Origin of the sequence: Pontibacter actiniarum (assembly GCF_003585765.1) — a bacterium.
Lineage (GTDB): Bacteria > Bacteroidota > Bacteroidia > Cytophagales > Hymenobacteraceae > Pontibacter > Pontibacter actiniarum.
On the sequence record NZ_CP021235.1, the window covers coordinates 362676 to 384708 of the forward strand.

Sequence of the window (22033 nt, forward strand, 5' to 3'; positions counted from 1 at the left end):
TACTTGCTCTTATGGAACAAAAAGAGAAAATAGCTCCTGAGCCGGTCGGGCTTGTGCCGCGCATCGGTAAACTGGCCGCCCGCGCGGGGCTGGACTGGTTTCTGCTCGCGCTGATAAGTATGATCTTTCTGGCCTACCTGTGGCCGCAGGTGGGCGTGGACCGGGAGCCGGTTTCGCTTGGGGATGTCGCGAACTATGGCGTGTCGGTTATTTTCTTCTTCTATGGGCTGCGCCTGAGCCCCGATAAGCTTCGGGCTGGGCTAAGCAACTGGCGCCTGCACACGGTGGTGCAGCTGAGCACCTTTGTCTTGTTCCCGCTGCTCATATTGCCGTTGCACAGTTTGTTTGAGGGCACGCCGCAGGAGCTGTTGTGGCTGGGCGTCTTTTACCTGGCTGCGCTTCCGTCCACGGTTTCCTCTTCCGTTGTGATGGTTTCAATTGCTGGCGGCAACATACCGGGGGCCATCTTTAACGCAAGCATCTCGAGCCTGATGGGTATTTTCCTCACACCGCTCTGGATGGGCCTGTTCCTGACGAGTAGTACGGAAGGGTTTGATATCTGGAGTGTGATGGGCAAGCTGGTGCTGCAGGTGCTGTTGCCGGTGGTGCTGGGCATTGTGCTGCACCGTTACTGGGGTGCGTTTGCCGAGCGTCACAAAGGCCGCCTGCGTGTCTTCGACCAGGTTATTATCCTGCTGATCGTGTATACTTCCTTCTGCGAATCGTTTGCCCGCAAGATGTTCAGCGGCTACAGCGTGGGAGACATCCTTATACTTGGCGGAGCCATGATCGGCTTATTCTTCCTGGTGTACAGCATTATTTACGGCATCACCAAACTGCTGGGCTTTAACCGCGAAAACCAAATTACCGCCATCTTCTGCGGCTCAAAGAAGTCGCTGGTGCACGGCACCGTCATGTCGAAGGTGCTGTTTCCGGGTGCGAATATGGTGGGGATAATACTTTTGCCCATCATGATGTACCATGCCCTGCAACTGTTAGCCGCCAGCATTATTGCACAGGCCGAGGCACGAAAAGCAGCGGCTGATGCCGGATAGCTCATCGGTGCAAGCGCTATCTGCGTGTTAAGCACTGTAACCTGAGCTGTTCAGGAGGGTTTCCTTCTGCCTAAAGGGAAGGTCCTGTATTTAAAACAGAAAACCTTTGCTATCGAACTGATCCCAGTCCTTGGGTTGAGCGCCTCGAGAGTTTCCGGTGACGAGCGCGAGCGAGGCAGCCCGAGGCACGAGGGCAGGAAGCGAAAGCAGCGCGATGCCCTTATCGAGGGCCCCTACCCCCAGGACGAGCCCTCGCGGGCATGAGCGCTCCAACGTATAAAGTAAAACATTTGGTATTTGGGGAACTGGAGGATGAACGGAGGTTAGAAAGTATGGCTTGGTTGGAGATGCGGAAAGCAGTTACTATGGAAGTATAACTGTAGTAAGTATAGCCAAGGCAGTTGGAGGCACAAGCGGACGCTTGCGCCAGGGAGGTTGTTTCGACCATCAAATGAAAATTTGGCTCTGCGAGCCAGTTGATTTACAAACTCAACATCATAGTAAGACACGTTTGCAAACTCGCGCCAGCGGGGAAAGTATAAACTACAGTTAGCAGAGGCAGTCACAGGCACAAGCGGGCGCTTGCGCCAGAAAGGAGCATCGGCAGAAGGAGATTAGCGGCAGCTCTGGAGCGAAGGAACGCGAGCAAATCACAAAAAGCAAAAAGCCACCCGTGAAAGCAGGTGGCTTTTTATATCTATAAACAGCGCAGCTTACGCTACTTGCTTTTGTCTTTCCTGAGTCTTCGGCTCTTCCTGGTCAAGTATCTTTTTATCGAAGATAAACGGGCCAAATGGGAGCAGCGAGGCAACGAAACCGGCCGCAAGCTTTTTGAAGCCCCAATTGTGCGCCAGCGTAACGTGCAGCAGCGCCAGAATGTAGAGCACAAACAGCAGGCCGTGCGCCCAGCCGGTGTACTTGACCATGGCCGGCATATCAAACATATACTTCAGCGGCATAGCTATACCGAGCAGCAGAAGGTAAGAAATACCTTCCAGGGTGCCCACCAGGCGCAGGCGAGAAATCGGAGTGTTCATCAGCTTAATGATTTAGTGTGGTTGCTGCCTTGCAACACGCCAAAGGTACAAAACGTGCCATGCAAATTACCCAAAATTCGACGGAAGGCAGCTGTGGGCTGTTGCTCTGCCATAAACCACACGCAAGCAACTGAACCGCTGCGACTCTTACTGTACCTGGGACACAGGCTGGCCAGGGGCCTGTGTGGCAAACACCTCGTTCTGAATGCCGAGCGAGAAGCTATGGATGGCATCGAAAATAGCTTTAACAAAATCCTGATCGAGGCCGGTGTCGGTGGCGGTCTGGAGGCGGTTCTGTAGCAGCTGCTGCCAACGGTTGGCCTGGTAAATATCCAGCCCATTCGTTCGCTTGTACTCACCAATGCGTTTGGATACATCGGAGCGCAGGAAGAGCACGTTCAGCAGCTCGTTATCCAGTTTGTCGATAAGCGAGCGCAGGTCCTGGAGCTGCTCCGGCTGTGCCACGCGCTCCGACTCCAGGTCCAGTGCCGTCAGCAGCCTGTCGAGGCCTGCTGGGGTTACCTGCTGCGAAGCGTCGCTCAACGCCACATCCGGGTTAATATGGGTTTCGATCATGAGGCCATCCGCTCCCAGGTGCAGCGCCTGCTGGCTTACGGTTTCCAGCAGGTCGCGGCGGCCGGCAATATGGCTGGGGTCACAAATCAGCGGAATGCCCGGGGCCAGACTGCGGATCTCCTGTATGGTTTGCCACTTAGGGTGGTTGCGGTAAGGCTTGTTGTTTGGCGTGGAGAAGCCGCGGTGTATCAGCCCCAGGTCCGTGATGCCGGCCCGGTTCAGGCGCTCCAGCGCACCCAGCCACAGCTGAATATCGGGGTTTACCGGGTTCTTCACCATAACAGGCACATCTACGCCCTGCAGGGCATCAGCCACTTCCTGCACCGAGAACGGGTTTACCGTGGTGCGGGCGCCAACCCAGAGGATGTCCACACCGTGCTTCAACGCCTCCTCCACATGTTGTGTGTTGGCCACTTCTACAGCTGTTAGCAGCCCTGTTTCCTCCTTCACCGTTTTCAGCCACTCCAGCCCTACTGTGCCTACTCCCTCAAACATGCCCGGGCGGGTGCGGGGTTTCCAGATGCCTGCCCTGAAAATGGATACCCGGTGGTCTTTCTTCAGCTCCTGCGCGGTCTGCAGCATTTGCTCTTCCGACTCTGCACTGCAGGGGCCGGCGATAACGGTAGGCAAAGGGCCGCCGTTCAGAATCTTGGTTTTAGCGGTTGTTTGTAAGGTAGCGTTAGATGTACTCATGGTTATACTTTGGTTATGATTTCTTTGGTTGATTTTATTCTTTGAATGGCCTCTTCAAGCTCGCTGGCAGGGGCACAAAGCGACACCCGCAGGTACCGCTCGCCCTGGCTGCCGAATATTTTTCCGGGCGTCAGGAAAATTCCGTGCTCATAAAGCAGTTCGTCCAGGTAGGCTTCTACATCGGCGACATCTTCGCCCACGCGCGCCCACACAAACATGCCGACCTGCTCAGGTTGGAACGTGCAGCCTATCTCTGTTAAGAGCCGCTGGGCGAGTTGTTGCCGTGCCGCATAAAGCCCGTTGCGTTCGGTGTGCCAGGCGTGGCTGTTCTGCAGGGCGGCAACGGCGGCTTCCTGCACAGGCAGCAGTTGCCCCGAATCTAGGTTGCTTTTCACGGCAAGTACAGCATTCAGATACTCCTGCCCGCCCAGCACCATGCCCACGCGCCAACCCGCCATGTTATGCGACTTGCTCAGGGAGTTTAGCTCCAGGCAGTTGGCTTTGGCACCGGCTATACTTAAGAGGCTGAGCGGCGGCTGCTGGTGCAGCACCAAGCTGTAGGGGTTATCGTTGACGAGCAAGAGGCTATGTTTTTGGGTGAGTTCTACCAGCCTTGCCAGGGTATTGCGGTCAGCTGCCTTTCCGGTGGGCATGTGCGGGTAGTTGATCCACATCATCTTTACACCGCCTTGCGCTAGCAGCCCTTCCAGTTCTTCCTGCTGCGGAAGCCAGTCTGTTGCTTCGCTCAAAGTATAGCTCACGGCTTCTGCACCGGCCAGTCGTGCGGCGGCGGCGTAGGCCGGGTAGCCGGGGTTGGGCACCAACACCTTATCGCCCGGGTTCAGAAAGGCCATGGAAATATGAAAGATACCTTCTTTAGACCCAGCCAGCGGTAACACCTCCTGCTCCGTGAGGGATACCTTGTACAGCTGCTGGTACCACTGCTGCATGGCCTGCCGCAACCGGGCGGTGCCGTTGTAAGGCTGATAGCCGTGGCTCACTGCCTGCTGTGCCGAGGCGGCCAGGGCCTGCACTGTCGCTGCGGAAGGAGGTAGGTCGGGGCTGCCAATGCCGAGGTTGACGATGTGCTTTCCCTGCGCCTGCAAGGCTCGGACTTCCGCCAGCTTCCGGGAGAAGTAGTACTCCTGCACCTGCTGTAGCCGCTCTGCTTTAGGTATGATCATGGTTTTAAACTGTAGCTGCCTCTTGTGGTTCTCTTGCCGTAGGTGTCGGTAGGGCTGCTTTTTGCAGCAGCCCCAGCAGGTGCAGGTCTTCCACCAGCGGGCGGATGTGCGTAACTGCCTCCTGCAGTTGCTCTTTACCGGCGGCCTCCAGTTCTGCCACCAGGTAAGGCTGCTGATTGCCGGAGGGGAGCGTTTGCAGCAGCTTCAGCTCTACCTGGTGCTTCTGCAGCTGGCTCAGGAGCAAGGTGAGGGTTGCGGTGCGAAGCGGCTTTCGGCACACAACAATGGCTTTGTTGGCTGTGGCCGGAGCTTCCGGCTGCGCGCGCTGCAGAAACAGAAAGCGGGTGTAGTTAGTGGGGGAGTCGGCAATGTTTGCCTGCAGTACCTCCAGGCCATAAAGCGCTGCCGCTGCTTTGCCAGCGATGGCCGCTGTGCCCTTTAGCTGACCCTCCCGAATGGCTTTGGCACTGTCGGCCGTGTCGTGGGAAGGCTGTGCCTGCAGGTGGGGGTGCCGCTGCAGAAAGCTGCTGCATTGGGCCAGCGCCACGGGGTGCGAAATAACGCTATGCACGTCCTCCAGCCGTTGCCCGGGCAGGGCCAGCAGGTTCTGGTCTATCGGGAGCCAGAGCTCCGCGGTTGCCAGCAGGCGGAACTCCTGCAACAGGGTGTAGTTCGGGAGCAGGCTCCCGGCCAGTGTGTTTTCAATGGCCATCATGGCGGCATCCGCCTCGCTGTTGGCCAAGGTGGTGCAAAGGCTGCGGAAGGAGGTGCAGGGCACGGTGTCTACCTGTTGCGCCGGGTGCAGTTGCCTTGCCGCCGCATCGTGGAACGAGGCCGGGCCACCCTGGATCGCGATTCTGGTTCTGTTCATGTTGCTGTGTGGGGTAAAAAGAAAAAGCCCCGCTTTTGGCGGGGCTTCTCTGGTTTATACTTTGTTTGTTCGCAAACACAATAGCATTACCTGTGGAGCCCCGGCGGAGTACCAAAAAAGTAATAGCTAAAATAAAAAGTGCTGTGCGACATCGGTGTTTTCTAATTATGGCTCAATCTAACTGGTGTTAACTACAACTCCAACATAAAACTAATTTAATTTATGCCACCGCCGAAGACTCTACTCCGTCGGCCGGGCCTTTACGGTGTTGCTGCAGGGCCTCCATCAGCGATTTTACGAAGCCGCTATCCATTTGGGTATAGTCCTCGCGCTGCAGCCAGGCATCAAGCTCCTGTTGCCAGCGGCTAACCTGCAGGCTCTCCTGTACATCGCCCATCTGGTGCAGGCTGATCTTCTGCGACACCTCCCGGCGGCGAAGCAGCAGGTCCACCAGCTCCTTGTCCACGCTGTCCATTTGCTGGCTCAGGTCGTCAAGCTGCTCTACCAGGTAGTTGGTGCCCTCCAGCCTTACCTTCGATTCGATGGCGTTGATGAGCAGGTCCAGCTCCTGCGGCATCAGCTGCTGCTGGGGGCTGCTCAGGGCGGCGGCCGGGTTTACGTGCGACTCGAACAGCAAGCCATCCGCGCCCAGGTCCACCGCTTTCTGGCTAACAGGGTACAGCAGGCTGCGGCGGCCGGCGATGTGCGCGGCGTCGCACAGCAGAGGCAGCTCCGGGTGCATCTGCTGCAGTTGCAGCATGTGGTCCCAGCGCGGGTGGCTGCGGTACGGGTACTGTTCATCGGCGCTGAAGCCGCGGTTAATCACGCCCAGGTCCGTGATGTCGGCATGGTTCAGGCGCTCCAACGCCCCCAGCCACAGGCGCAGGTCCGGGTAAACCGGGTTGTTTACCAGCACCGGCATCCGGGTGCCCTTCAAGGCGGCGGCAATTTCCTCCATCGCGAAGGGGTTCACCGTTGCGCGGCCGCTGATGCTCAGGATGTCCACGCCGTGCTTCAGCGCCTCTTCGGCATGCTGCGCGTTGGCCACCTCGCAGGTGGTGCGCAGGCCGGTTTCTTGCTTTACCATGTTAAGCCACTGTAGCCCCACCGTACCGACGCCCTTGAATGAGTTGGGGCGTGTGCGCGATTTCCAGATACCTGCCCTGAACACATTGATGCCGTTGATGGCTTTTAGTTGTTGGGCTGTTTTCAGCATTTGTTCTTCACTTTCGGCACTGCATGGTCCCGCAATCAGCACGAGCTTGCCGTCTGCGTGTCGGAAGCTGCTGTCTTGTGCTACATTGATGGGTGTTCTACTTGCTTTCATGGTTTTGGCATGTTAAAAAAATCTGTTTTGGTTTTTACTGTAGATTTTGGTTTGAAATAGGTTTAAAACAAAAAAGCCCCGCTTGTGGCGGGGCTCCCTTGGTGGTGTATATATTACAACTCATTACGCTGCACAATACGCTACCTCAGAAGCCCCGGATGAGGCACCTTAAAGGAATTCGTATAAATGCTGGCTAGTAGTTGTAGCATGTCTGTGTTCTAATTTTCAGCAAGTAAAACAATAAAGATGCATACTTGCAAGCTTTTGCCTGAAAATATTTTTTTATTCCGATATACGGAGCGTCTTCTTTCGGGGCTGTTACACAGGCGTTTACTCCTCTGTAGGCGGCTTGGGGAGCTCCTCCTTTTTAGGGAACAGAAGCGAGGCAATGACAGAGACAGCCAGGATGGCACCGACCACCAGCAGCGCGTAGCGCATGTCAACTTCTACAATGTCGCTCAGGAGCAGCTTGGCACCGATAAACACCAGTATAACCGATAGCCCGTAGTGCAGGTAGTGGAACAGCTGCATAATGCCTGCCAGGGCAAAGTACAGCGCCCGCAGGCCGAGCAGGGCAAACACGTTGGAGGTGTACACAATGAAGGGGTCTTTCGAGATGGCCAGAATGGCCGGGATGGAGTCGGCAGCGAACACCACGTCGGTACTTTCCACCATCACCAGTACCAGGAACAAAGGCGTGGCAAACCACTTGCCGTCAATCTTGGTGAAGAATTTGCCCCCCACCGGCTGTTTCGTGACGCGGATGTGCCGGCTTACCCAGTTCACAAGCGGGTTGTTCTCCGGGTGTACTTCGTCACCGCCGTGCGAGAAGGCCATCTTGATACCTGTAAACACCAGGAACGCCCCCAGGATGTAGATGATAAAGTGGAACTTGGCAATGAGGGCTACGCCTACCAGTATGAAAATGGCACGCAGCACCAAAGCCCCGATAATCCCCCAGAAGAGGATTTTGTGCTGAAACTTGAGCGGGACCTTAAAGAAGTTGAAGATCATGATGAAGACAAACAGGTTGTCTACGCTCAGGGACTTCTCGATCAGGTAGCCGGTCAGGAACTCCAGGGCGGCGGCAGGCCCCTCCCAGAAATAGATCAGCGCATTGAAGCAGAGCGAGAGCACAATCCAGAACAAGCTCCAGAGCAGTGCCTCTTTGATCTTTACCTCATGCTCTTTGCGGTGGAACACAAACAGGTCCAGGCCGAGCAGCAGGAGCACGAAGGCGTTAAAGATTATCCAGAAGAAGATTTCATCCATAGGGGTACGCGTGGTGCGTCTTTTTCAGAAGGCCTGTTGAAAGTATACTATACCAGAACCGGCAAATTTAGTTTGAAATTGCATTGCTTGTACACCTCCTGCTCACATCTGCGCCGCAGCCGGGTTCCATGGCCGTGCCCTAGCCTGCAGGGCACCAGAAACCGCACCGGGTTTTGTGTGAGTTAAACCGGAAGTGGCAGAAAAACAAGTAAGAGGGATTCGGCTAGTAGCGGTCGAAGTGACGGAAATAGCTACTCACCTTCATCTGAAGCACCCCCATAACGGCTTCCTTAAAAATGCCTGTCGACATTTTGGACGTGCCTTTGGTGCGGTCGGTGAAGATAATGGGCACTTCTTTGATCTTGAAGCCATACTTGTAGGCCAGGAACTTCATCTCGATCTGGAAGGCGTAGCCCACGAAGCGGATTCTGTTGAGCTGTATGGTCTCGAGTACCTTGCGGCGGTAGCATTTAAAGCCGGCCGTGGTATCGTGGATCGGCATGCCTGTTACCACGCGCACGTAAGAGCTGGCGAAGTAAGACATCAGCACGCGGCTCATCGGCCAGTTTACTACGTTTACCCCCTGCACGTAGCGGCTCCCGATGGCAACATCGTAGCCGTCGGTGGCGCAGGCGTGGTAGAGGCGCACCAGGTCGGCGGGGTTGTGGGAGAAGTCGGCATCCATCTCAAAGATGTATTCGTAGCCGTGGCGCAAAGCATACTTAAAGCCGTGAATATAAGCGGTACCCAAACCCAGTTTGCCCTTTCGGACCTCCAGGTGCAGGCGGTTCGGAAACTCTTGCTGTAGCTGGCGCACAATGTCGGCGGTGCCGTCCGGCGAGCCGTCGTCTACGATCAACAGGTCGAACGGGTGACTCAGCGTCATCACCCTGCGTACCATCGCCTCAATATTCTCCCGCTCGTTGTAAGTTGGGATAATCACCAACGAATCTTTCATGCCTCAAATATAGCTAATCAGCTATTGAGGGCATGGGGCATCTTCAAATTAATTTTATGCGCCAGCTCTTTGGCTGCCCGGATGCAGCCCGGCACCGACACCCCGTTGTACCAGTTGGCGGCGATGAACATCCCCTCCGCCTCCAGGTCCTGGGCTATGTTGTGGGCGTCCTCAATGTGCATGTCGTACTGCGGGATGGAGTGCTCCCAGAGGTGGGCGTACTGGAAGTTCGGCTTATCGGCCGCTATGCCGTGCAGTTCTTTCAGCTCGTTGTGCACCTGCTGCATAAGGACGGTGCGCTCGGCCAGGGCATGCTGCGCCGACTGCACCCCGCCCACAAAGGTGGTAAACAGTACCTCGTGCGGGCGGCAGCGGCCGCTGAACACGGAGCTGCTCCAGATAGAGCCGGCAGCGAAGGTGTCTTCGGCCTTGGGGTGCAGCACCCCGAAGCCGTCCAGGCTGTTGCTCACGTCGCGGCGGTTATAGATGCTGTGCACGATGGCTAGCGGGGGGTAGTGGATGTTCTGTAGCGCTGCGGCCATGCCCGGGAAAGTATAGTGCAGGAGCTCCGCCGCCCGATAGGCGGGCAGTGCCAGCACCAGCAGGTCGTACTCCTCTGCGTCGGTGTCGGAAGGGGAGGAGCAGCTGATGACATATTTGCCCGCGCTGCGCGTGATCATCTCCACCTGGTGCTCGGTGTGCAGCGAAATCAGCTTTTCGGCGATCGCTTCGGGTAAGGTATGCATGCCCGACACAAAGGAGAAGACCTCGCGGCGGTCCGTGCTTTTCTCCTCCTGCGCCAGCCCCTTCAGCACGGAGCCGTACTGCTGCTCCAGCTCCTTCAGCTGCGGAAACGCCTTCCGGAGCAAGAGCTTGCCGGGGTCTCCGGCGTACATGCCGGTAACCAAGGGGTGTACGGCATAGTCGAGCACACCGGTGCCGAAGCGGCGCTCAAAGAACTGCGAAATGGTTTCGTAGTCGTAGTCGGCCGGCGGGATGTTCTTCTCCTGCAGAATGCGGTACTTTGTCTTCCAGCTGAAGAGGTTGTTGGAGAGCAGCGAGAAAGGGGTGAGGGGCAGCTGCTGGTAAGTTCCGTTGCGCAGCACGAAGCGGTTGTGGCTGTGGGTGGCGGCTGGCAGCACTTCCTGCTCGAGCTTTAGCTCGCGAATGAGCTCGTCTAACTCGGGTGAGCACTGCAGCGAGTTAGGGCCCAGCTCCAGCAAGTAGTCTCCCACCTTTAGGGAGCGCATGTTGCCGCCCACCTGTGTGCTTGCCTCAAACAGATCGTAGGGGACGCCCCGCTTCTGGAGGTAGTACCCCAGCGCCAGCCCTGAAATTCCCGCTCCTACTATTGCTACTCTCATGTGCTCCTGTTTCTGATATGTTGGCTGTAGCCAGTATAGTTTACGATTTTGCACCGGCAAGGTGCTGTAGCTTTACAGCCAGCCACAGGTAAAACGTTTAATTCTGTAAATTAGCGCCTCCACCACTTAGACTAGAATTGCATGCAAAAGCAAAAGTGCATTTTCCTGGACCGCGATGGCGTGCTAAACCGGGAGCGAGGCGACTATACCTATAAACTGGATGATTTTGAGGTGCTGCCCCGTGTGCCCGAGGCACTTAGGTTGTTGAAGAAGAACGGCTATCTGCTGATTGTGGTTACAAACCAGGCAGGCATCGCCAAAGGATTGTACAAAAAAGATGATGTGCTGGCTTGCCACGGTAAATTGCAGGACGCGTGCAGCTCCCTGTTGGATGCCATCTATTTTGCACCGAATCACCCGAATTTTTCCGCTTCGCTTGCCCGCAAGCCGGACAGCCTGATGCTGGAGAAGGCCATGGCAAAGTATAATATTGACCCTGCCGCAAGCTGGATGGTGGGCGACTCTGTGCGCGACATAGAGGCGGCTGCCAAGGTGGGGGTGCGTTCTGTATTAGTCGGGGACAAGTACGGCCCCGGCACCCACACCAACCAGGTGCAGGACCTGTGGGAAGCCACCCAGCTTATACTGGCGCAGAACACCTGAGCTGCTTAACTGTCTCCCTTGCTCTTGCTGACAATACTTGTTGCAGATGACTGGTGCTACCTACCACTTACCGTTAGTGAGCTGCCGGGAATAGTTTTCCGGCTGTAAGTGCATTTTAAGCCCTGTTGGCGGGTGCCTTGCTGCTGCAAAAGGTGCCAGCCCTGCTATGGGGTGTTATGTGGCGTTTGGCGGCGGACGTTTTGCCTGTTTTTATTTTTGCCATGCAGCGCCTAAAAAGGTGCAGGAAGTGTGGGGGGGATAAAAATATTTTTATATTGTATAGGCTTAATTTGGAGAATGGCACCTGCGGTAAAGTATCGGATAGCCGAAGTTTACGGGGGAGGCCCAGCTGCAGGCAGTGTAGCCTAAACAGGCAGGCTGGCACCAACAATACCAGAAGTAGCAGTAAGATAAAAAGCGCGGAAACAGTTAAAATAACATAATGATGGAGAAAAAAATGAGGCTGTTACTTCAGCTTGCCCTTTGCATCACTCTCTTAACTGCCTGCGACAAGGACGATGAAGATGAAAAGGTGCCGGTCAGCATTTTGGTTTCCAAAAGCTGGTCTCCCGCGCTGACAGACAAGAACAAGGCCAGCAACCCACCCGGGGGTGTTTTATACTCCCCCGTGCCGGATTGCCAGCAGGATGATGTGTACAACTTCGGCGCCGACGGCTCCCTCACCATTAGCGAGGGAGCTACCAAATGCGACCCTGACGCACCCGCGACAAAGACGGTGCCTTACAGCTACAACAAAGACACCAAGGAGCTGGTAATTGATGGCTTTAGCTATACTTTGGCAGAGGAGTCTGAGACACAGATTAAATACTACGTGCCCATAAACCCCTCAACAGGGTACAGTTACCTGGTGTTTCTGCTGCAGTAGGCCCTGGCCGCAGGCTTTTTTACTGCCGACAAAGTACAACAAGCAAACATTATCACAGCGCATGAGGCATAAAAAAACCGGCGCCAGGGCCGGTTTTCTTATGTATGGTTTAGTTCTTCGGAACGGATTAGCTGTTCACTTGTTCAGTCGCTTTCTCAGCTGAGGTAGCTCCTGTTGTCTTTCCCTTCACTGGGTTCTCTACCTTGGCGTAATTGTACGCCGGGCAGTAGGTTTTGCAAGAGGCCATGCCAAGCGCCAGGCATAGGGTCCCCATTAAGATTACTTTCTTCATGATTATGTGATTTTTTGGAGGATTCTGCATCAAAAATAGTTTAAATACTTTAAAAGCAAAACAACCCGGCTAAAAACTTCAATTGCACTGATTTATACTTCGTAGCCGAGAATTCTCATCATCGACTCGCTGCTTTGCTCCGGTGCAAACTGCCAGGTCTTAATCTCGCCGTTCTCATCGCGGTCCACCAGAATGTGCTGAGGCGATGGGATCAGGCAATGCTTTATACCGCCATAACCGCTTAATTGTTCCTGGTAAGCACCTGTATGGAAGAAACCGATGTACAAAGGCTGCTGTTTTGGTGTCTTCGGCAGGAACACCTGGAACGAGTGCATCTCCGAGTTATAGTAGTCCTGGCTATCGCAGGTCATGCCGCCTAATTGTATTTTACGGTATTCCTTGTCCCAATGGTTTATGGCAAGCAGCGGCCAGCGCTGGTTCAGGGCCCAGGCATCCGGCAGGTTGGTGATAAAGGAGCCGTCGATCATGTACCAGAGCTCCTTGTCGTTTTGCAGCTTCTCGTCCAGAACGGAGTAAATATTGGCAGCGCTTTCGCCTACGGTAAAAATGCCGAACTCCGTAAAGATGTTTGGCTCCGGCACGCCTCCCTCGTTACAGATGCGCTTGATGGTGCGCAGGATCTCCTCCGTCATGTACTTGTAATCGTAATCGGCCTGGATGGAGGTTTTGATCGGGAAGCCGCCGCCGATGTCGATCGTGTCCAGCTCCGGGCACACCTTCTTCACCTCAACGTACTTATGCACAAAGCGGCTAAGCTCTGACCAGTAGTAGGAGGTGTCTTTAATGCCGGTGTTTATGAAGTAGTGGAGCATCTTGAGCTCAAACCGCTCGTCCGACTTAATCTGCTGCTCGTACAGGTCGATCACGTCGTTGTAGCGCACGCCCAGGCGCGAAGTATAGAACTCGAACTTCGGCTCCTCGTCCGATGCCAGGCGAATGCCCACCTTGGTCTTCTCCTTTACGTGCTCCTTGTAGTACTCTATCTCGCCCAGGTGGTCCAGGATAGGCATACAGTTCACAAAGCCCTCGTTAATGAGCTCAGAGATCCACTGGCGGTAACGCTCGCGCTTAAAGCCGTTGCAAACGATAAAAGTATTCTTGTTTATCTTCCCTTTCTTGTAAAGGGATCGTACAATCTGCATGTCATAGCCTGACGACGTCTCGATATGGATATCGTTTTTCAGGGCCTCTTCCATCACGAAGGAGAAATGGGACGCCTTGGTGCAGTAGCAGTAGGTGTAGGTGCCTTGGTAATCCAGCTTCTCCATGCCCTCTTTAAACAGGCGCTTGGCACGCTGGATCTGTGAACTGATCTTCGGTAAGTATGTTAATTTGAGTGGGGTGCCGTACTTTTTGATGATATCCATAAGCGGAATGCCATTAAAAAGCAGCTCATTATTTTCTACGGTAAACTCTTCTGTGGGAAAGTCAAACGTTTGGTGAATGAGGTCTGTGTATTTATCCATTCTGTTGGTTAGGCAATTAAGAAAACATGCAATATTGTTGGTATTTTACCATCTTTGCAAAAAGTTTGTTTAAAAAGTATGAAAAAAGTAAAACTGATAGAAGTCAGGTCTGAGCTGGGGGCCGGAACACGTGGAGCCAGCATGGGAATTGAGGCACTACGGGTAGCTTGCTGGGACAAGGGATCCGATTACTTCAAGCGCTTCAACTCTGTCAGCGTACCAGATTTAAACTATACTTTATTTGATCCGGATGTTTTCCCCAATGCGCACCGCATTGATAGTATACTAACCGTTCAGAAAAACATTGCCAGGGCTGTAGAACAAACCATCGCCATGGATATGTTCCCGCTGGTGCTGGCCGGAGACCACTCTAACGCGCACGGAACCATTGCCGGTATAAAAGCCGCCTACCCGGATAAAACGCTGGGAGTGATCTGGATCGACGCGCACGCTGACATCCACTCGCCCTACACCTCGCCCTCGGGCAACGTGCACGGCATGCCGCTGGCCATGGCCCTGAACGTAGACAACCTGGACCGCCAGATAAACGACCCGGCGCCGGAAACGGTCTTCTTCTGGAACTCGCTGAAGAAACTGGGCTACGACGGCCCCAAGCTAAAGCCGGAGCACCTGGTGTACATCGTGGTGCGCGACACCGAGGAGCCGGAGGACTACTTTATCAAGAAGTACGGCATCAAGAACTTCACCTACGATGAGGTAAACAAGAAAGGCATTCCGCAGGTGGCCCAGGAGGCCCTGGAGCGCGTAAAAGACTGCGACATTATCTACGTGTCTTTCGACGTGGACAGCCTGGACTCCAAGTTCTCCAAAGGAACGGGCACCCCCGTGGAGACCGGCCTTACCGTAACGCAGGCCAAAGAGCTGAACTACCTGCTGCTGCAGGACCCGCGCGTGGTGTGTTACGAGATGACCGAGATCAACCCGACGCTGGATACGGAAAACACCATGGCAGAGAATGCCTTCGATATACTGGAAGCCGCCACAGAGGCGATCCTACAAAAAGAATCTAAAAGTACAGCCACACATTAAATGCAATTACAACACGCCATTAGCCAGAGCATCAGCCAGGCGCTGCATGCCTTGTTCGGAATCACTGTTGATGCCTCTGAAATAGCCCTGCAGCCCACACGCAAGGAGTTTGCAGGTTCGTTTACCTTCGTTACGTTTCCTTATACCAAGCAAGTGGGCAAAGGGCCTGAGCAGATCGGCCAGGCGCTGGGTGAGCACCTGAAGGAGAACGCCAGCGAGATCAAAGACTTTAACGTGGTGAAGGGCTTCCTGAACCTGGAGGTGCAGGAGCGCGAGTGGCTGCGCCTGTTCCGCGGCATCATGACCAACCCGGGCTACGGCTACGGCGAGCCGAGCGGCCGCAACGTGATGGTGGAGTACTCTTCGCCGAACACGAACAAGCCGCTGCACCTGGGCCACCTGCGCAACAACTTCCTGGGCTACTCCGTGTCGGAGATCCTGAAGGCAAACGGCCATGAGGTGATGAAGGTGAACCTGGTGAACGACCGCGGCATCCATATCTGCAAGTCGATGCTGGCTTATGAGAAGATGGGCAACGGCGAAACACCGGAGAGCAGCGGCATAAAAGGCGACCACCTGGTGGGCAAGTACTACGTGCTGTTCGACAAGGCTTACAAAGAGCAGGTAGACGAGCTGGTGGCGCAGGGCATGGACAAAGAGGAAGCCAAGAAAAAGGCGCCGCTCATGCTGGAGGCGCAGGACATGCTGCTGAAGTGGGAGCAGGGCGACGAGCACGTGGTGAACCTCTGGAAGATGATGAACAGCTGGGTGTACGCCGGTTTCGACGAGACCTACCGCACCATCGGCGTTGACTTTGATAAATACTACTACGAGTCCCAGACCTACACCCTGGGGAAAGAGCGTGTGGAGGAAGGCCTGCAGAAAGAGGTCTTCTTTAAGAAAGACAACGGCTCTGTGTGGGTAGACCTGACGGACGAAGGGCTGGACGAGAAGCTGCTGCTACGAGCTGACGGTACCTCTGTGTACATCACCCAGGACCTGGGTACGGCCGAGCTCAAGTATAACGACTTCCCGTACGACCAGTCGGTGTACGTGGTGGCCGATGAGCAGAACTACCACTTCCAGGTGCTGAAGGCCACGCTGAAGAAGCTGGGCAAGCCCTATGCCGAAGGCATCTACCACCTGTCTTACGGCATGGTGGACCTGCCTTCGGGTAAAATGAAATCCCGCGAGGGTACGGTAGTGGATGCCGATGAGCTGGTGCAGGAGATGGTGGATACCGCACGCCAGCAGACAGAGGAGCTGGGTAAGATAGAGGGCTTTACGGCCGAAGAGGCGCAGCACCTGTACCACACCCTGGCCATGGGCGCCCTGAAGTACTTCCTGCTGAAGGTAGATCCGAAGAAGCGCATGCTGTTCAACCCGCAGGAGTCCATCGACTTCCGTGGCAATACTGGGCCGTTTGTGCAGTACACCCACGCCCGTATCTCGGCTATACTTCGTAAGGCCGGTGAGATGGGCATCAGCGTGGATGCGGCTTCGTTTGAAAACTTCGGAAACCTGCACGAGACAGAGCAGGAGGTAATCATACAGCTGGTGAACTTCCCGGCTGTGGTGAAAGAGGCCGGTAACCTGTACGCACCGTCTATTATCGCCAACTACGCCTACGAACTGGCCAAGTCCTACAACCGCTTTTACCAGGAGATCTCCATCTTTAACGAAACAGACGAGCAGGCGCGCAACTTCCGTATTGCCCTGTCGGCCATGGTGGCCCGTTTTGTGCGCGAAAGTATGAAACTGCTGGGCATTGAGGTGCCGGAGAGAATGTAATAAGTATAATTGCGCTGCAGGGCAACAAAGTGTAAAGCTGACGGTTGTTCCTGCAACGCAACATCAACCGAAACTCGTATGCTTAAAACGTTTACACACGCGCTGCAAACAGCGCTGCTGCTGGGGCTGTTATGTACAGCAGCAGCCTGCCAGCAGCGTGGCACAGCTAACCTTAACACAGAAGCAATGGCAACTGAAACAACCTCAACCCCCAACTCCCAGACCAGCGATTTCTACGGCTTTAAGATGAAGTCGCTTGACGGGAAAGAAGTGGATTTCTCGCAGTACAAAGGCAAGAAGGTACTGCTGGTTAACACCGCCTCCGAGTGCGGCTACACCCCGCAGTACAAAGACCTGCAGCAGCTGCACGAAACGCATGGCAGCGATGTGGCGATCCTGGGCTTTCCGGCGAATAACTTCGGCGGGCAGGAACCAGGCTCTAACGAGCAGATCGCCTCTTTCTGCCAGAAGAACTATGGCGTAAGCTTCCCTATGTTCGAGAAGGTATCGGTGGTGGGCGACGACAAGCACCCTTTGTTTGTGTGGCTGGCACAGAACGCGCCGAACCACGAGGAGCCGAACTGGAACTTCTGCAAATACCTGGTAAACGAGAACGGGCAGGTGCAGGCCTTCTACCCGTCTAAGGTGAAGCCGATGGACGAGGAGCTGTTAAGCGCGATAAAGCAGTAGGTACAAGAGTGGTTTTGCCCGGTGCAAGCGTTTGCTTGTGCCTTTTATAGTATAGCGCTCATAGAGCGTTCTGGCGCAGGCGTATGCCCGGGCCAGGTTTTAGCACCGTATACAACGTTGAATACATCATCACACACAACAACCCCGAATCCAGGTCTTATGAAGGCTTGGATTTCGGCTTTTAGGCCGCGCACGCTGCCGTTGGCGCTCTCCTGCATTGGCATGGGCGGCTTTATGGCGGCAGCTAACGGCGCCTTCGATGCCACAGTGGTAGGCCTTTGCGTACTTACAACGCTCTTCCTGCAAATTCTCTCTAACCTGGCCAACGATTACGGCGACTCCAAGCACGGGGCCGACAGCGTGCACCGCGAAGGGCCCATGCGGGCCGTGCAGGCGGGGCACATACAGGCAGAGCAGATGAAAAAGGGAATGGTGGCCTTCAGCCTGCTGTCGCTTGTGTCGGGGCTGCTGCTCCTGTGGGTGGCTTTCGGTGCCGAGGGCATACTCCTTTTCCTGCTGTTCCTGGCGCTGGGCGTGGCCTCTATCTGGGCGGCTATCAATTACACTGCCGGCGACAAACCCTACGGCTATGCGGGGCTGGGCGACATCTTCGTCTTTGTTTTCTTCGGCTTGGTGGGTGTGCTGGGCACTTACTTTCTGCAGGCGCAGGAGCTGCAGGGGGTGGTTATACTGCCGGCGCTGGTGTGCGGCTTCTTTTCCACGGCAGTACTCAACGTAAACAACATCCGCGACATTAAGTCTGATGTGCTGGCAGGCAAGCGCTCTGTTCCTGTGCGGCTGGGGCCTAAACGGGCGCGCATTTACCACCTGCTGCTGTTGCTGGGCGGGGTAACCAGTGCGTTTGCCTACGTGCTGCTCAACTACGAAAGCCCCTGGCAGTTCCTGTTTGTGCTGGCCCTGCCGTTGGTGCTCGTGAATGCCGTAAACGTGTGGCGCAAGCAAAGCTCGAAGGAGCTAGACCCTTACCTGAAGCAGATGGCGATGACTACGCTGCTGTTTGTGCTGCTGTTTGGCCTGGGGCAGGTGCTGTAAGCAAGCATGAAGTATAAATAAGAAGCCGCCGGTAGGGTAACCTACCGGCGGCTTCTTTATTGTAATGGCATCAGCAAGAGGGTTAGCCTGTTTCTTCTCTTTCCTTCCCGCGTCAGTATGTAGAAGTCTCCGGCACAAAAAGGTGTATGCTCCGGATTCCATTTAGCGGTACTGTGCCTGCAACCAGCTCGGGCAGCTATAAGGCAGCGCGCTTTGAGATAACGTAGGAAAACTGAACACCTGCCGCCGGATAAAGCTGACTGTTGTCGAAATCGAAGTCGGTGGCATAGCCTAAGCCAAGGTGCAGGTTAAAAATGAACTTCTGCCCGAGTGGCCGTTGCATCCCCCAATGGGCTTCGTTTAGGAGCGTCCTGTTCAGCGGTTCTTCCAGAAAACTGTAGTCGTTGCCTTCAAACACTCGGTTCGTGGTGTATTTTACCTGGAAGGCAACGTAGTTCCCCGCATTGTTTAGGATGGATTTAGACTTTGAAAGCCTTCTGTCGCGGTTATAGGTATACTTGAACTCTGACCGGAAGTAAGCAACAGGCTCATTGATGATCCAGGTGCTGTTGAAGCCATTCTCGAAGTCGTTTTGCTCTATAGCGTACCCGCCGCCCAAGCCAGCACTCAGGTTAGCAGACCACCTTGCGCTAAGCGGCACTTCGTAAGCGAGTCCGAGGCCATGGAGTCCTAGTTCGATTTTGCTCATACTTTCCAGCTTTGTGCTGGGCTGGGCAGGAGAGGCAGTTTGCGCGAGCGCACCAAAGCTGATGATGGATAAAGCGGCTGCTAAAAAGTTCGTTTTCATATTGCGTATGTGTTGGTAAAGTAAAGGTCATGTTACTTGTTATTGCAGCAGGCTTGTATCCGGCCCGAGAATAAGCCGTGGTATCTTTAGGGGATACTCCCCACGCAGCACCCGTTTGACTTCGCTCATCGCTCCAGGTTTTCTCCCGTTTGTTACGCGGGTGGAAAGCGAAAGGGCGCGTACTAGGGCAATCAAAGGAACATACTCTTCCCAGCTAAGCTTTTTGAAGTAGTACAGGGGTGTCTTCTCTGGCTCTGTTGGCTGCCTGTGCTTGCAGGCAGTTGTACTACGCAGCCGGGGAGGCCAAGTATAGCCTGGCAGTTCCGCAAAACAGCCAGGCTATACTTTGTTATGTCGGCTGTTAGGAATTAACTGCCACTTCCCCCTTTGCTGTCGCCGCCGCCTTTCAGGTCATCGTTTTTGATGCCGCGCTTGGTGCGCTTAATATCTTCCTTCAGCTTTCCGAACTTGTAGTTGAAGCCAATGCTCACACGGCGGGTCATGTTGCGGTATTCGCTGCGCTGGTAGAAATCAGGGCCGTTCAGCTCATTATAGTTGGAGATATACTTGTTCAGCGGGTTCTGCACCGAAATGCTGAGGCTCGCCTTCTCGTCCTTCAGGAAGCTTTTGCTCAGGGACAGCCCGTGCCAGACCCGCCCCGACGACTCGCCCTGCAGCAGTACCCGCGGCGCATAATACCCGATGTTTACACCGGCGCGCCAGTTCTTCTCAAACCGGTAGCTGGCGTTGCTGTACATATAGCCGCTGATGCCGCTGTTCTCCAGATCCTCCCCGCCAATATTGCCACTTAGCTGGCTGTAGGACAGTGTGCCGTTCAGGTTAAGGCTAAGCTTTTTAAACAGCGTGCTGTTGCCGCTGAGCGAGAGTGTGGTGGTGGCGTTTTTGCCGATGTTGCCGTATGTGGTGGTGCTCACGGAGTCTGCCGGGTTAAAAAGCGTGTAGCTCTGGATGGCGCTGTTCGTGAAGGCGTGGGTCAGGGTGCTGTTTAGCGAGTTGCTGCCCTTAAAGAGGCTGTGGGACAGGCTGAACACATGGCTGGTGGCCGGGTCCAGCTTCGGGTTACCGTAGGAGATGCTCTTTTCGTTCGTCCGGTCTACGTAGGGGTTCAGGTACCACAGGCTTGGCCGCTCAATGCGCTGCGTGTAGGAGAGTTTCAGGCTGGCCATATTCTTCAGGGTGCGGGTCAGGGAGACGCTTGGGATCAGGTTCAGGTAGTCCTGCTTTGCCGCCGCCTCCGAGGATTTAAAGTCAGCGTCTACCACGGTCTGCTCCAGGCGCGCGCCTGCCCGCAGGCCCCACTTGTCGTAGCGCAGGCTAAAGGAGGTATAGCCCGCGTAAATATCCTGGCTGTAGTCAAACTCGTTGGTCAGGCTTGGCACTTCTACAAAAGAATCGGTCTCCGGGTTGTAGTTGCGGTAGTAGTAATCGCTGGCGTTGTCGCGCAGAATAGTTTTGGCGCCTACCTCCAGTGTGTGTTTCTTAAACGGGTGTACATAGTCTGCCTGCAGGGTTTGCTCCACCGAGCTGCCGTTGTTGAGCGTGCGGGTGTCCGCCGGACCCCTGTAGTTAAAGACGTCTGTAAACGAGAGGTTTGATTTGTTGTCACTGGTTTCGTCCCCGATCTTGTAGGAGAGCGTGAGCAGTTGGTTCTTGTTGCGCTTAAAGGTGTGCTGGTAGTCCAGGCCCAGCTCATAGTTGCCCCAGCCGCCGGTGTTGGCGTTGTTGCGGTTAACGGCGCTGGTGCGGTTGCCGACCCTGTCGAGTTCCTCCACTGTCTGTAGCGCCGTTGCTTCCCAGTCGCTGCTATTCAAGCTGAACTTGGCAGACAGCAGGTTGAGGGTGTCAATCTCGTAGCTCATCTCACCGTCCACGTATTTAAAGAAGTTCTCTTCCTTACCGCCGCCGTCCTGTAGCAGCAGCGCCCCTGTTTCCTTGTTCAGGCGTTCAAAAGAGGAGTTATAGCTGGGGCTGGTGTACTGGCTGATTCCCCCGTAGGCTGAAATACCGAATTTCCCCATTTTTGCGGTTACGTTGGCGGAGCCGTAGCGGCTGTTCGGCGTGCTCTGCGAAAGGTAAATGCTGCCGTTGTACCCGTTATTCGGCTCGTTGTGGGTAATTACGTTGATAATGCCCCCGATGCCCTCTGCGTCATACTTGGCCGGCGGGTCTGTAATAACCTCGATGCGCTTAATGGTGTTGGCAGGCATGCTGCGGAACACATCCTTGGGGTTGCGGGCAAAAAGGGTAGAGGCCTTGCCGTTCACCAGTACCTTATAGCTGCTGCTGCCGTTCAGCTTGATGTTCTCTTCCGAGTCCAGGCTCAGCATGGGCACTTTGCGCAGCATGTCCAGGGCCGTGAGGGTTTTGCTTTCCGGGTCAAGCTCCACGTTGTAGCTGATCTTGTCGATGTCCTGGGTGATGAGCATCTTCTCTGCCGTTACCTCCACTTCCTGCAGCTGTTTGGCAGAGCTGGCGATAGCTATGTTGCCCAGGTCCGCCACGTCCTTGCCTGCCTCCAGGGTAGGCAGCTCCATGGAAAAGGGCTTGTAGCCCACGTAGGTAAGGATGAGCTTATACTTGCCCAGCGGCAAACCGGAGACAGTAAAGCTGCCGTTATCCTGGGTGAAGGTGCTTTTAACCGGCTCGTCTTTCTCGGGTTTGCTGACTACCACGGTTACATAGCTGAGTGGCTTTTGGCTGAGGGAATCTACCACCACGCCTTTGATGGTGCCGGTTGCCGGGCTCTGTGCCCGGGAGAAGGAGCTTAACAGCAGGCACAGGGCCAGCAGTATCGTCTGTTTCATGTGTATAGGTTGGTAAAATGAGCACGCGATGCATCCAGTCGGTATTCCCTTTAGGTTCTCACGCTCCTTCCTTACACACGGAGTTGTACACTCTCCTCTCCTAAAAGCTCACAACGGAATTACAAAATCAGTTGTATTATGATTTTGAGGA

At 54.9% G+C, this 22033-nt stretch carries 19 protein-coding genes; 7 read left to right on the plus strand and 12 right to left on the minus strand.

The features are described from left to right. Positions 1 to 11 precede the first annotated feature (11 nt). Complete coding sequence (locus CA264_RS01535) at positions 12 to 1055, plus strand: bile acid:sodium symporter family protein (RefSeq protein ID WP_084196125.1); 1044 nt, start codon at positions 12 to 14, stop codon at positions 1053 to 1055. A 713-nt stretch (positions 1056 to 1768) separates the two neighbouring features. Here the strand turns inward: CA264_RS01535 and CA264_RS01545 are convergent. The 8 genes from CA264_RS01545 to hemG form a co-directional block, all read right to left on the minus strand. Beyond that, a complete protein-coding gene (locus tag CA264_RS01545) occupies positions 1769 to 2092 on the minus strand; it encodes a DUF3817 domain-containing protein (RefSeq protein WP_036775019.1) in 324 nt (107 codons plus the stop codon). A gap of 147 nt (positions 2093 to 2239) precedes the next feature. Next, positions 2240 to 3361, minus strand: coding sequence for a chorismate mutase (locus CA264_RS01550; RefSeq protein WP_025604057.1), 1122 nt, complete (start codon positions 3359 to 3361; stop codon positions 2240 to 2242). 2 nt (positions 3362 to 3363) lie between these two features. Then, on the minus strand, positions 3364 to 4545 hold the full coding sequence (locus CA264_RS01555; RefSeq protein ID WP_025604058.1) for a pyridoxal phosphate-dependent aminotransferase: 1182 nt from the start codon (positions 4543 to 4545) through the stop codon (positions 3364 to 3366). A gap of 4 nt (positions 4546 to 4549) precedes the next feature. Then, the gene (locus tag CA264_RS01560) at positions 4550 to 5416 is read right to left on the minus strand and encodes a prephenate dehydratase domain-containing protein (protein WP_025604059.1); all 867 of its coding nucleotides are present in this window, start codon (positions 5414 to 5416) and stop codon (positions 4550 to 4552) included. A gap of 220 nt (positions 5417 to 5636) precedes the next feature. Further along, entirely contained in the window at positions 5637 to 6743 is a 1107-nt protein-coding gene (locus CA264_RS01565; protein ID WP_084196126.1) for a chorismate mutase, read from the minus strand. A gap of 330 nt (positions 6744 to 7073) precedes the next feature. Continuing rightward, positions 7074 to 8015: a TerC family protein gene (locus CA264_RS01570; protein ID WP_025604061.1), complete on the minus strand. Its 942-nt coding sequence runs from the start codon at positions 8013 to 8015 to the stop codon at positions 7074 to 7076. 223 nt (positions 8016 to 8238) lie between these two features. Continuing rightward, the gene (locus tag CA264_RS01575) at positions 8239 to 8973 is read right to left on the minus strand and encodes a polyprenol monophosphomannose synthase (protein WP_025604062.1); all 735 of its coding nucleotides are present in this window, start codon (positions 8971 to 8973) and stop codon (positions 8239 to 8241) included. Positions 8974 to 8990: 17 nt separating this feature from the next. Beyond that, positions 8991 to 10337, minus strand: a complete 1347-nt coding sequence (gene hemG, locus CA264_RS01580; protein WP_025604063.1) for a protoporphyrinogen oxidase — start codon at positions 10335 to 10337, stop codon at positions 8991 to 8993. A 141-nt stretch (positions 10338 to 10478) separates the two neighbouring features. Between hemG and CA264_RS01585 the strand changes: the two genes are divergently transcribed. Next, positions 10479 to 11000 (plus strand): D-glycero-alpha-D-manno-heptose-1,7-bisphosphate 7-phosphatase, encoded by a 522-nt coding sequence (locus CA264_RS01585; protein ID WP_025604064.1) that lies wholly within the window; start codon positions 10479 to 10481, stop codon positions 10998 to 11000. A gap of 457 nt (positions 11001 to 11457) precedes the next feature. Continuing rightward, on the plus strand, positions 11458 to 11886 hold the full coding sequence (locus CA264_RS01595; RefSeq protein ID WP_157593612.1) for a hypothetical protein: 429 nt from the start codon (positions 11458 to 11460) through the stop codon (positions 11884 to 11886). Positions 11887 to 12013: 127 nt separating this feature from the next. On the opposite strand, the gene CA264_RS01600 is transcribed toward CA264_RS01595, so the two are convergent. Together CA264_RS01600 and CA264_RS01605 are read right to left on the minus strand one after the other, a co-directional pair. Further along, positions 12014 to 12178 (minus strand): hypothetical protein, encoded by a 165-nt coding sequence (locus CA264_RS01600; RefSeq protein WP_157593613.1) that lies wholly within the window; start codon positions 12176 to 12178, stop codon positions 12014 to 12016. Positions 12179 to 12270: 92 nt separating this feature from the next. Further along, positions 12271 to 13665, minus strand: coding sequence for a type III PLP-dependent enzyme domain-containing protein (locus CA264_RS01605; protein WP_025604068.1), 1395 nt, complete (start codon positions 13663 to 13665; stop codon positions 12271 to 12273). A gap of 78 nt (positions 13666 to 13743) precedes the next feature. Between CA264_RS01605 and rocF the strand changes: the two genes are divergently transcribed. From rocF to CA264_RS01625, 4 genes are all read left to right on the plus strand, one after another. After that, positions 13744 to 14715 (plus strand): arginase, encoded by a 972-nt coding sequence (rocF, locus tag CA264_RS01610; protein WP_025604069.1) that lies wholly within the window; start codon positions 13744 to 13746, stop codon positions 14713 to 14715. Continuing rightward, entirely contained in the window at positions 14716 to 16506 is a 1791-nt protein-coding gene (gene argS, locus CA264_RS01615) for an arginine--tRNA ligase (protein ID WP_025604070.1), read from the plus strand. It begins immediately after the preceding gene. Positions 16507 to 16692: 186 nt separating this feature from the next. Continuing rightward, on the plus strand, positions 16693 to 17196 hold the full coding sequence (locus CA264_RS01620; RefSeq protein WP_036775094.1) for a glutathione peroxidase: 504 nt from the start codon (positions 16693 to 16695) through the stop codon (positions 17194 to 17196). A gap of 159 nt (positions 17197 to 17355) precedes the next feature. Next, positions 17356 to 18249, plus strand: coding sequence for a 1,4-dihydroxy-2-naphthoate polyprenyltransferase (locus CA264_RS01625; protein WP_025604072.1), 894 nt, complete (start codon positions 17356 to 17358; stop codon positions 18247 to 18249). Positions 18250 to 18445: 196 nt separating this feature from the next. Here the strand turns inward: CA264_RS01625 and CA264_RS01630 are convergent, their stop codons facing one another. Continuing rightward, on the minus strand, positions 18446 to 19057 hold the full coding sequence (locus tag CA264_RS01630; RefSeq protein WP_025604073.1) for a hypothetical protein: 612 nt from the start codon (positions 19055 to 19057) through the stop codon (positions 18446 to 18448). A gap of 368 nt (positions 19058 to 19425) precedes the next feature. Further along, positions 19426 to 21882, minus strand: a complete 2457-nt coding sequence (locus CA264_RS01635; protein WP_025604074.1) for a TonB-dependent receptor — start codon at positions 21880 to 21882, stop codon at positions 19426 to 19428. Positions 21883 to 22033 lie beyond the last annotated feature (151 nt).

Bases quoted from the DNA above. Each gene is read 5' to 3' on its own strand.
- CA264_RS01535 (WP_084196125.1), top strand. From the start codon at position 12: ATGGAACAAAAAGAGAAAATAGCTCCTGAGCCGGTCGGGCTTGTGCCG.
- CA264_RS01545 (WP_036775019.1), bottom strand. From the start codon at position 2,092: ATGAACACTCCGATTTCTCGCCTGCGCCTGGTGGGCACCCTGGAAGGT.
- CA264_RS01550 (WP_025604057.1), bottom strand. From the start codon at position 3,361: ATGAGTACATCTAACGCTACCTTACAAACAACCGCTAAAACCAAGATT.
- CA264_RS01555 (WP_025604058.1), bottom strand. From the start codon at position 4,545: ATGATCATACCTAAAGCAGAGCGGCTACAGCAGGTGCAGGAGTACTAC.
- CA264_RS01560 (WP_025604059.1), bottom strand. From the start codon at position 5,416: ATGAACAGAACCAGAATCGCGATCCAGGGTGGCCCGGCCTCGTTCCAC.
- CA264_RS01565 (WP_084196126.1), bottom strand. From the start codon at position 6,743: ATGAAAGCAAGTAGAACACCCATCAATGTAGCACAAGACAGCAGCTTC.
- CA264_RS01570 (WP_025604061.1), bottom strand. From the start codon at position 8,015: ATGGATGAAATCTTCTTCTGGATAATCTTTAACGCCTTCGTGCTCCTG.
- CA264_RS01575 (WP_025604062.1), bottom strand. From the start codon at position 8,973: ATGAAAGATTCGTTGGTGATTATCCCAACTTACAACGAGCGGGAGAAT.
- hemG (WP_025604063.1), bottom strand. From the start codon at position 10,337: ATGAGAGTAGCAATAGTAGGAGCGGGAATTTCAGGGCTGGCGCTGGGG.
- CA264_RS01585 (WP_025604064.1), top strand. From the start codon at position 10,479: ATGCAAAAGCAAAAGTGCATTTTCCTGGACCGCGATGGCGTGCTAAAC.
- CA264_RS01595 (WP_157593612.1), top strand. From the start codon at position 11,458: ATGAGGCTGTTACTTCAGCTTGCCCTTTGCATCACTCTCTTAACTGCC.
- CA264_RS01600 (WP_157593613.1), bottom strand. From the start codon at position 12,178: ATGAAGAAAGTAATCTTAATGGGGACCCTATGCCTGGCGCTTGGCATG.
- CA264_RS01605 (WP_025604068.1), bottom strand. From the start codon at position 13,665: ATGGATAAATACACAGACCTCATTCACCAAACGTTTGACTTTCCCACA.
- rocF (WP_025604069.1), top strand. From the start codon at position 13,744: ATGAAAAAAGTAAAACTGATAGAAGTCAGGTCTGAGCTGGGGGCCGGA.
- argS (WP_025604070.1), top strand. From the start codon at position 14,716: ATGCAATTACAACACGCCATTAGCCAGAGCATCAGCCAGGCGCTGCAT.
- CA264_RS01620 (WP_036775094.1), top strand. From the start codon at position 16,693: ATGGCAACTGAAACAACCTCAACCCCCAACTCCCAGACCAGCGATTTC.
- CA264_RS01625 (WP_025604072.1), top strand. From the start codon at position 17,356: ATGAAGGCTTGGATTTCGGCTTTTAGGCCGCGCACGCTGCCGTTGGCG.
- CA264_RS01630 (WP_025604073.1), bottom strand. From the start codon at position 19,057: ATGAAAACGAACTTTTTAGCAGCCGCTTTATCCATCATCAGCTTTGGT.
- CA264_RS01635 (WP_025604074.1), bottom strand. From the start codon at position 21,882: ATGAAACAGACGATACTGCTGGCCCTGTGCCTGCTGTTAAGCTCCTTC.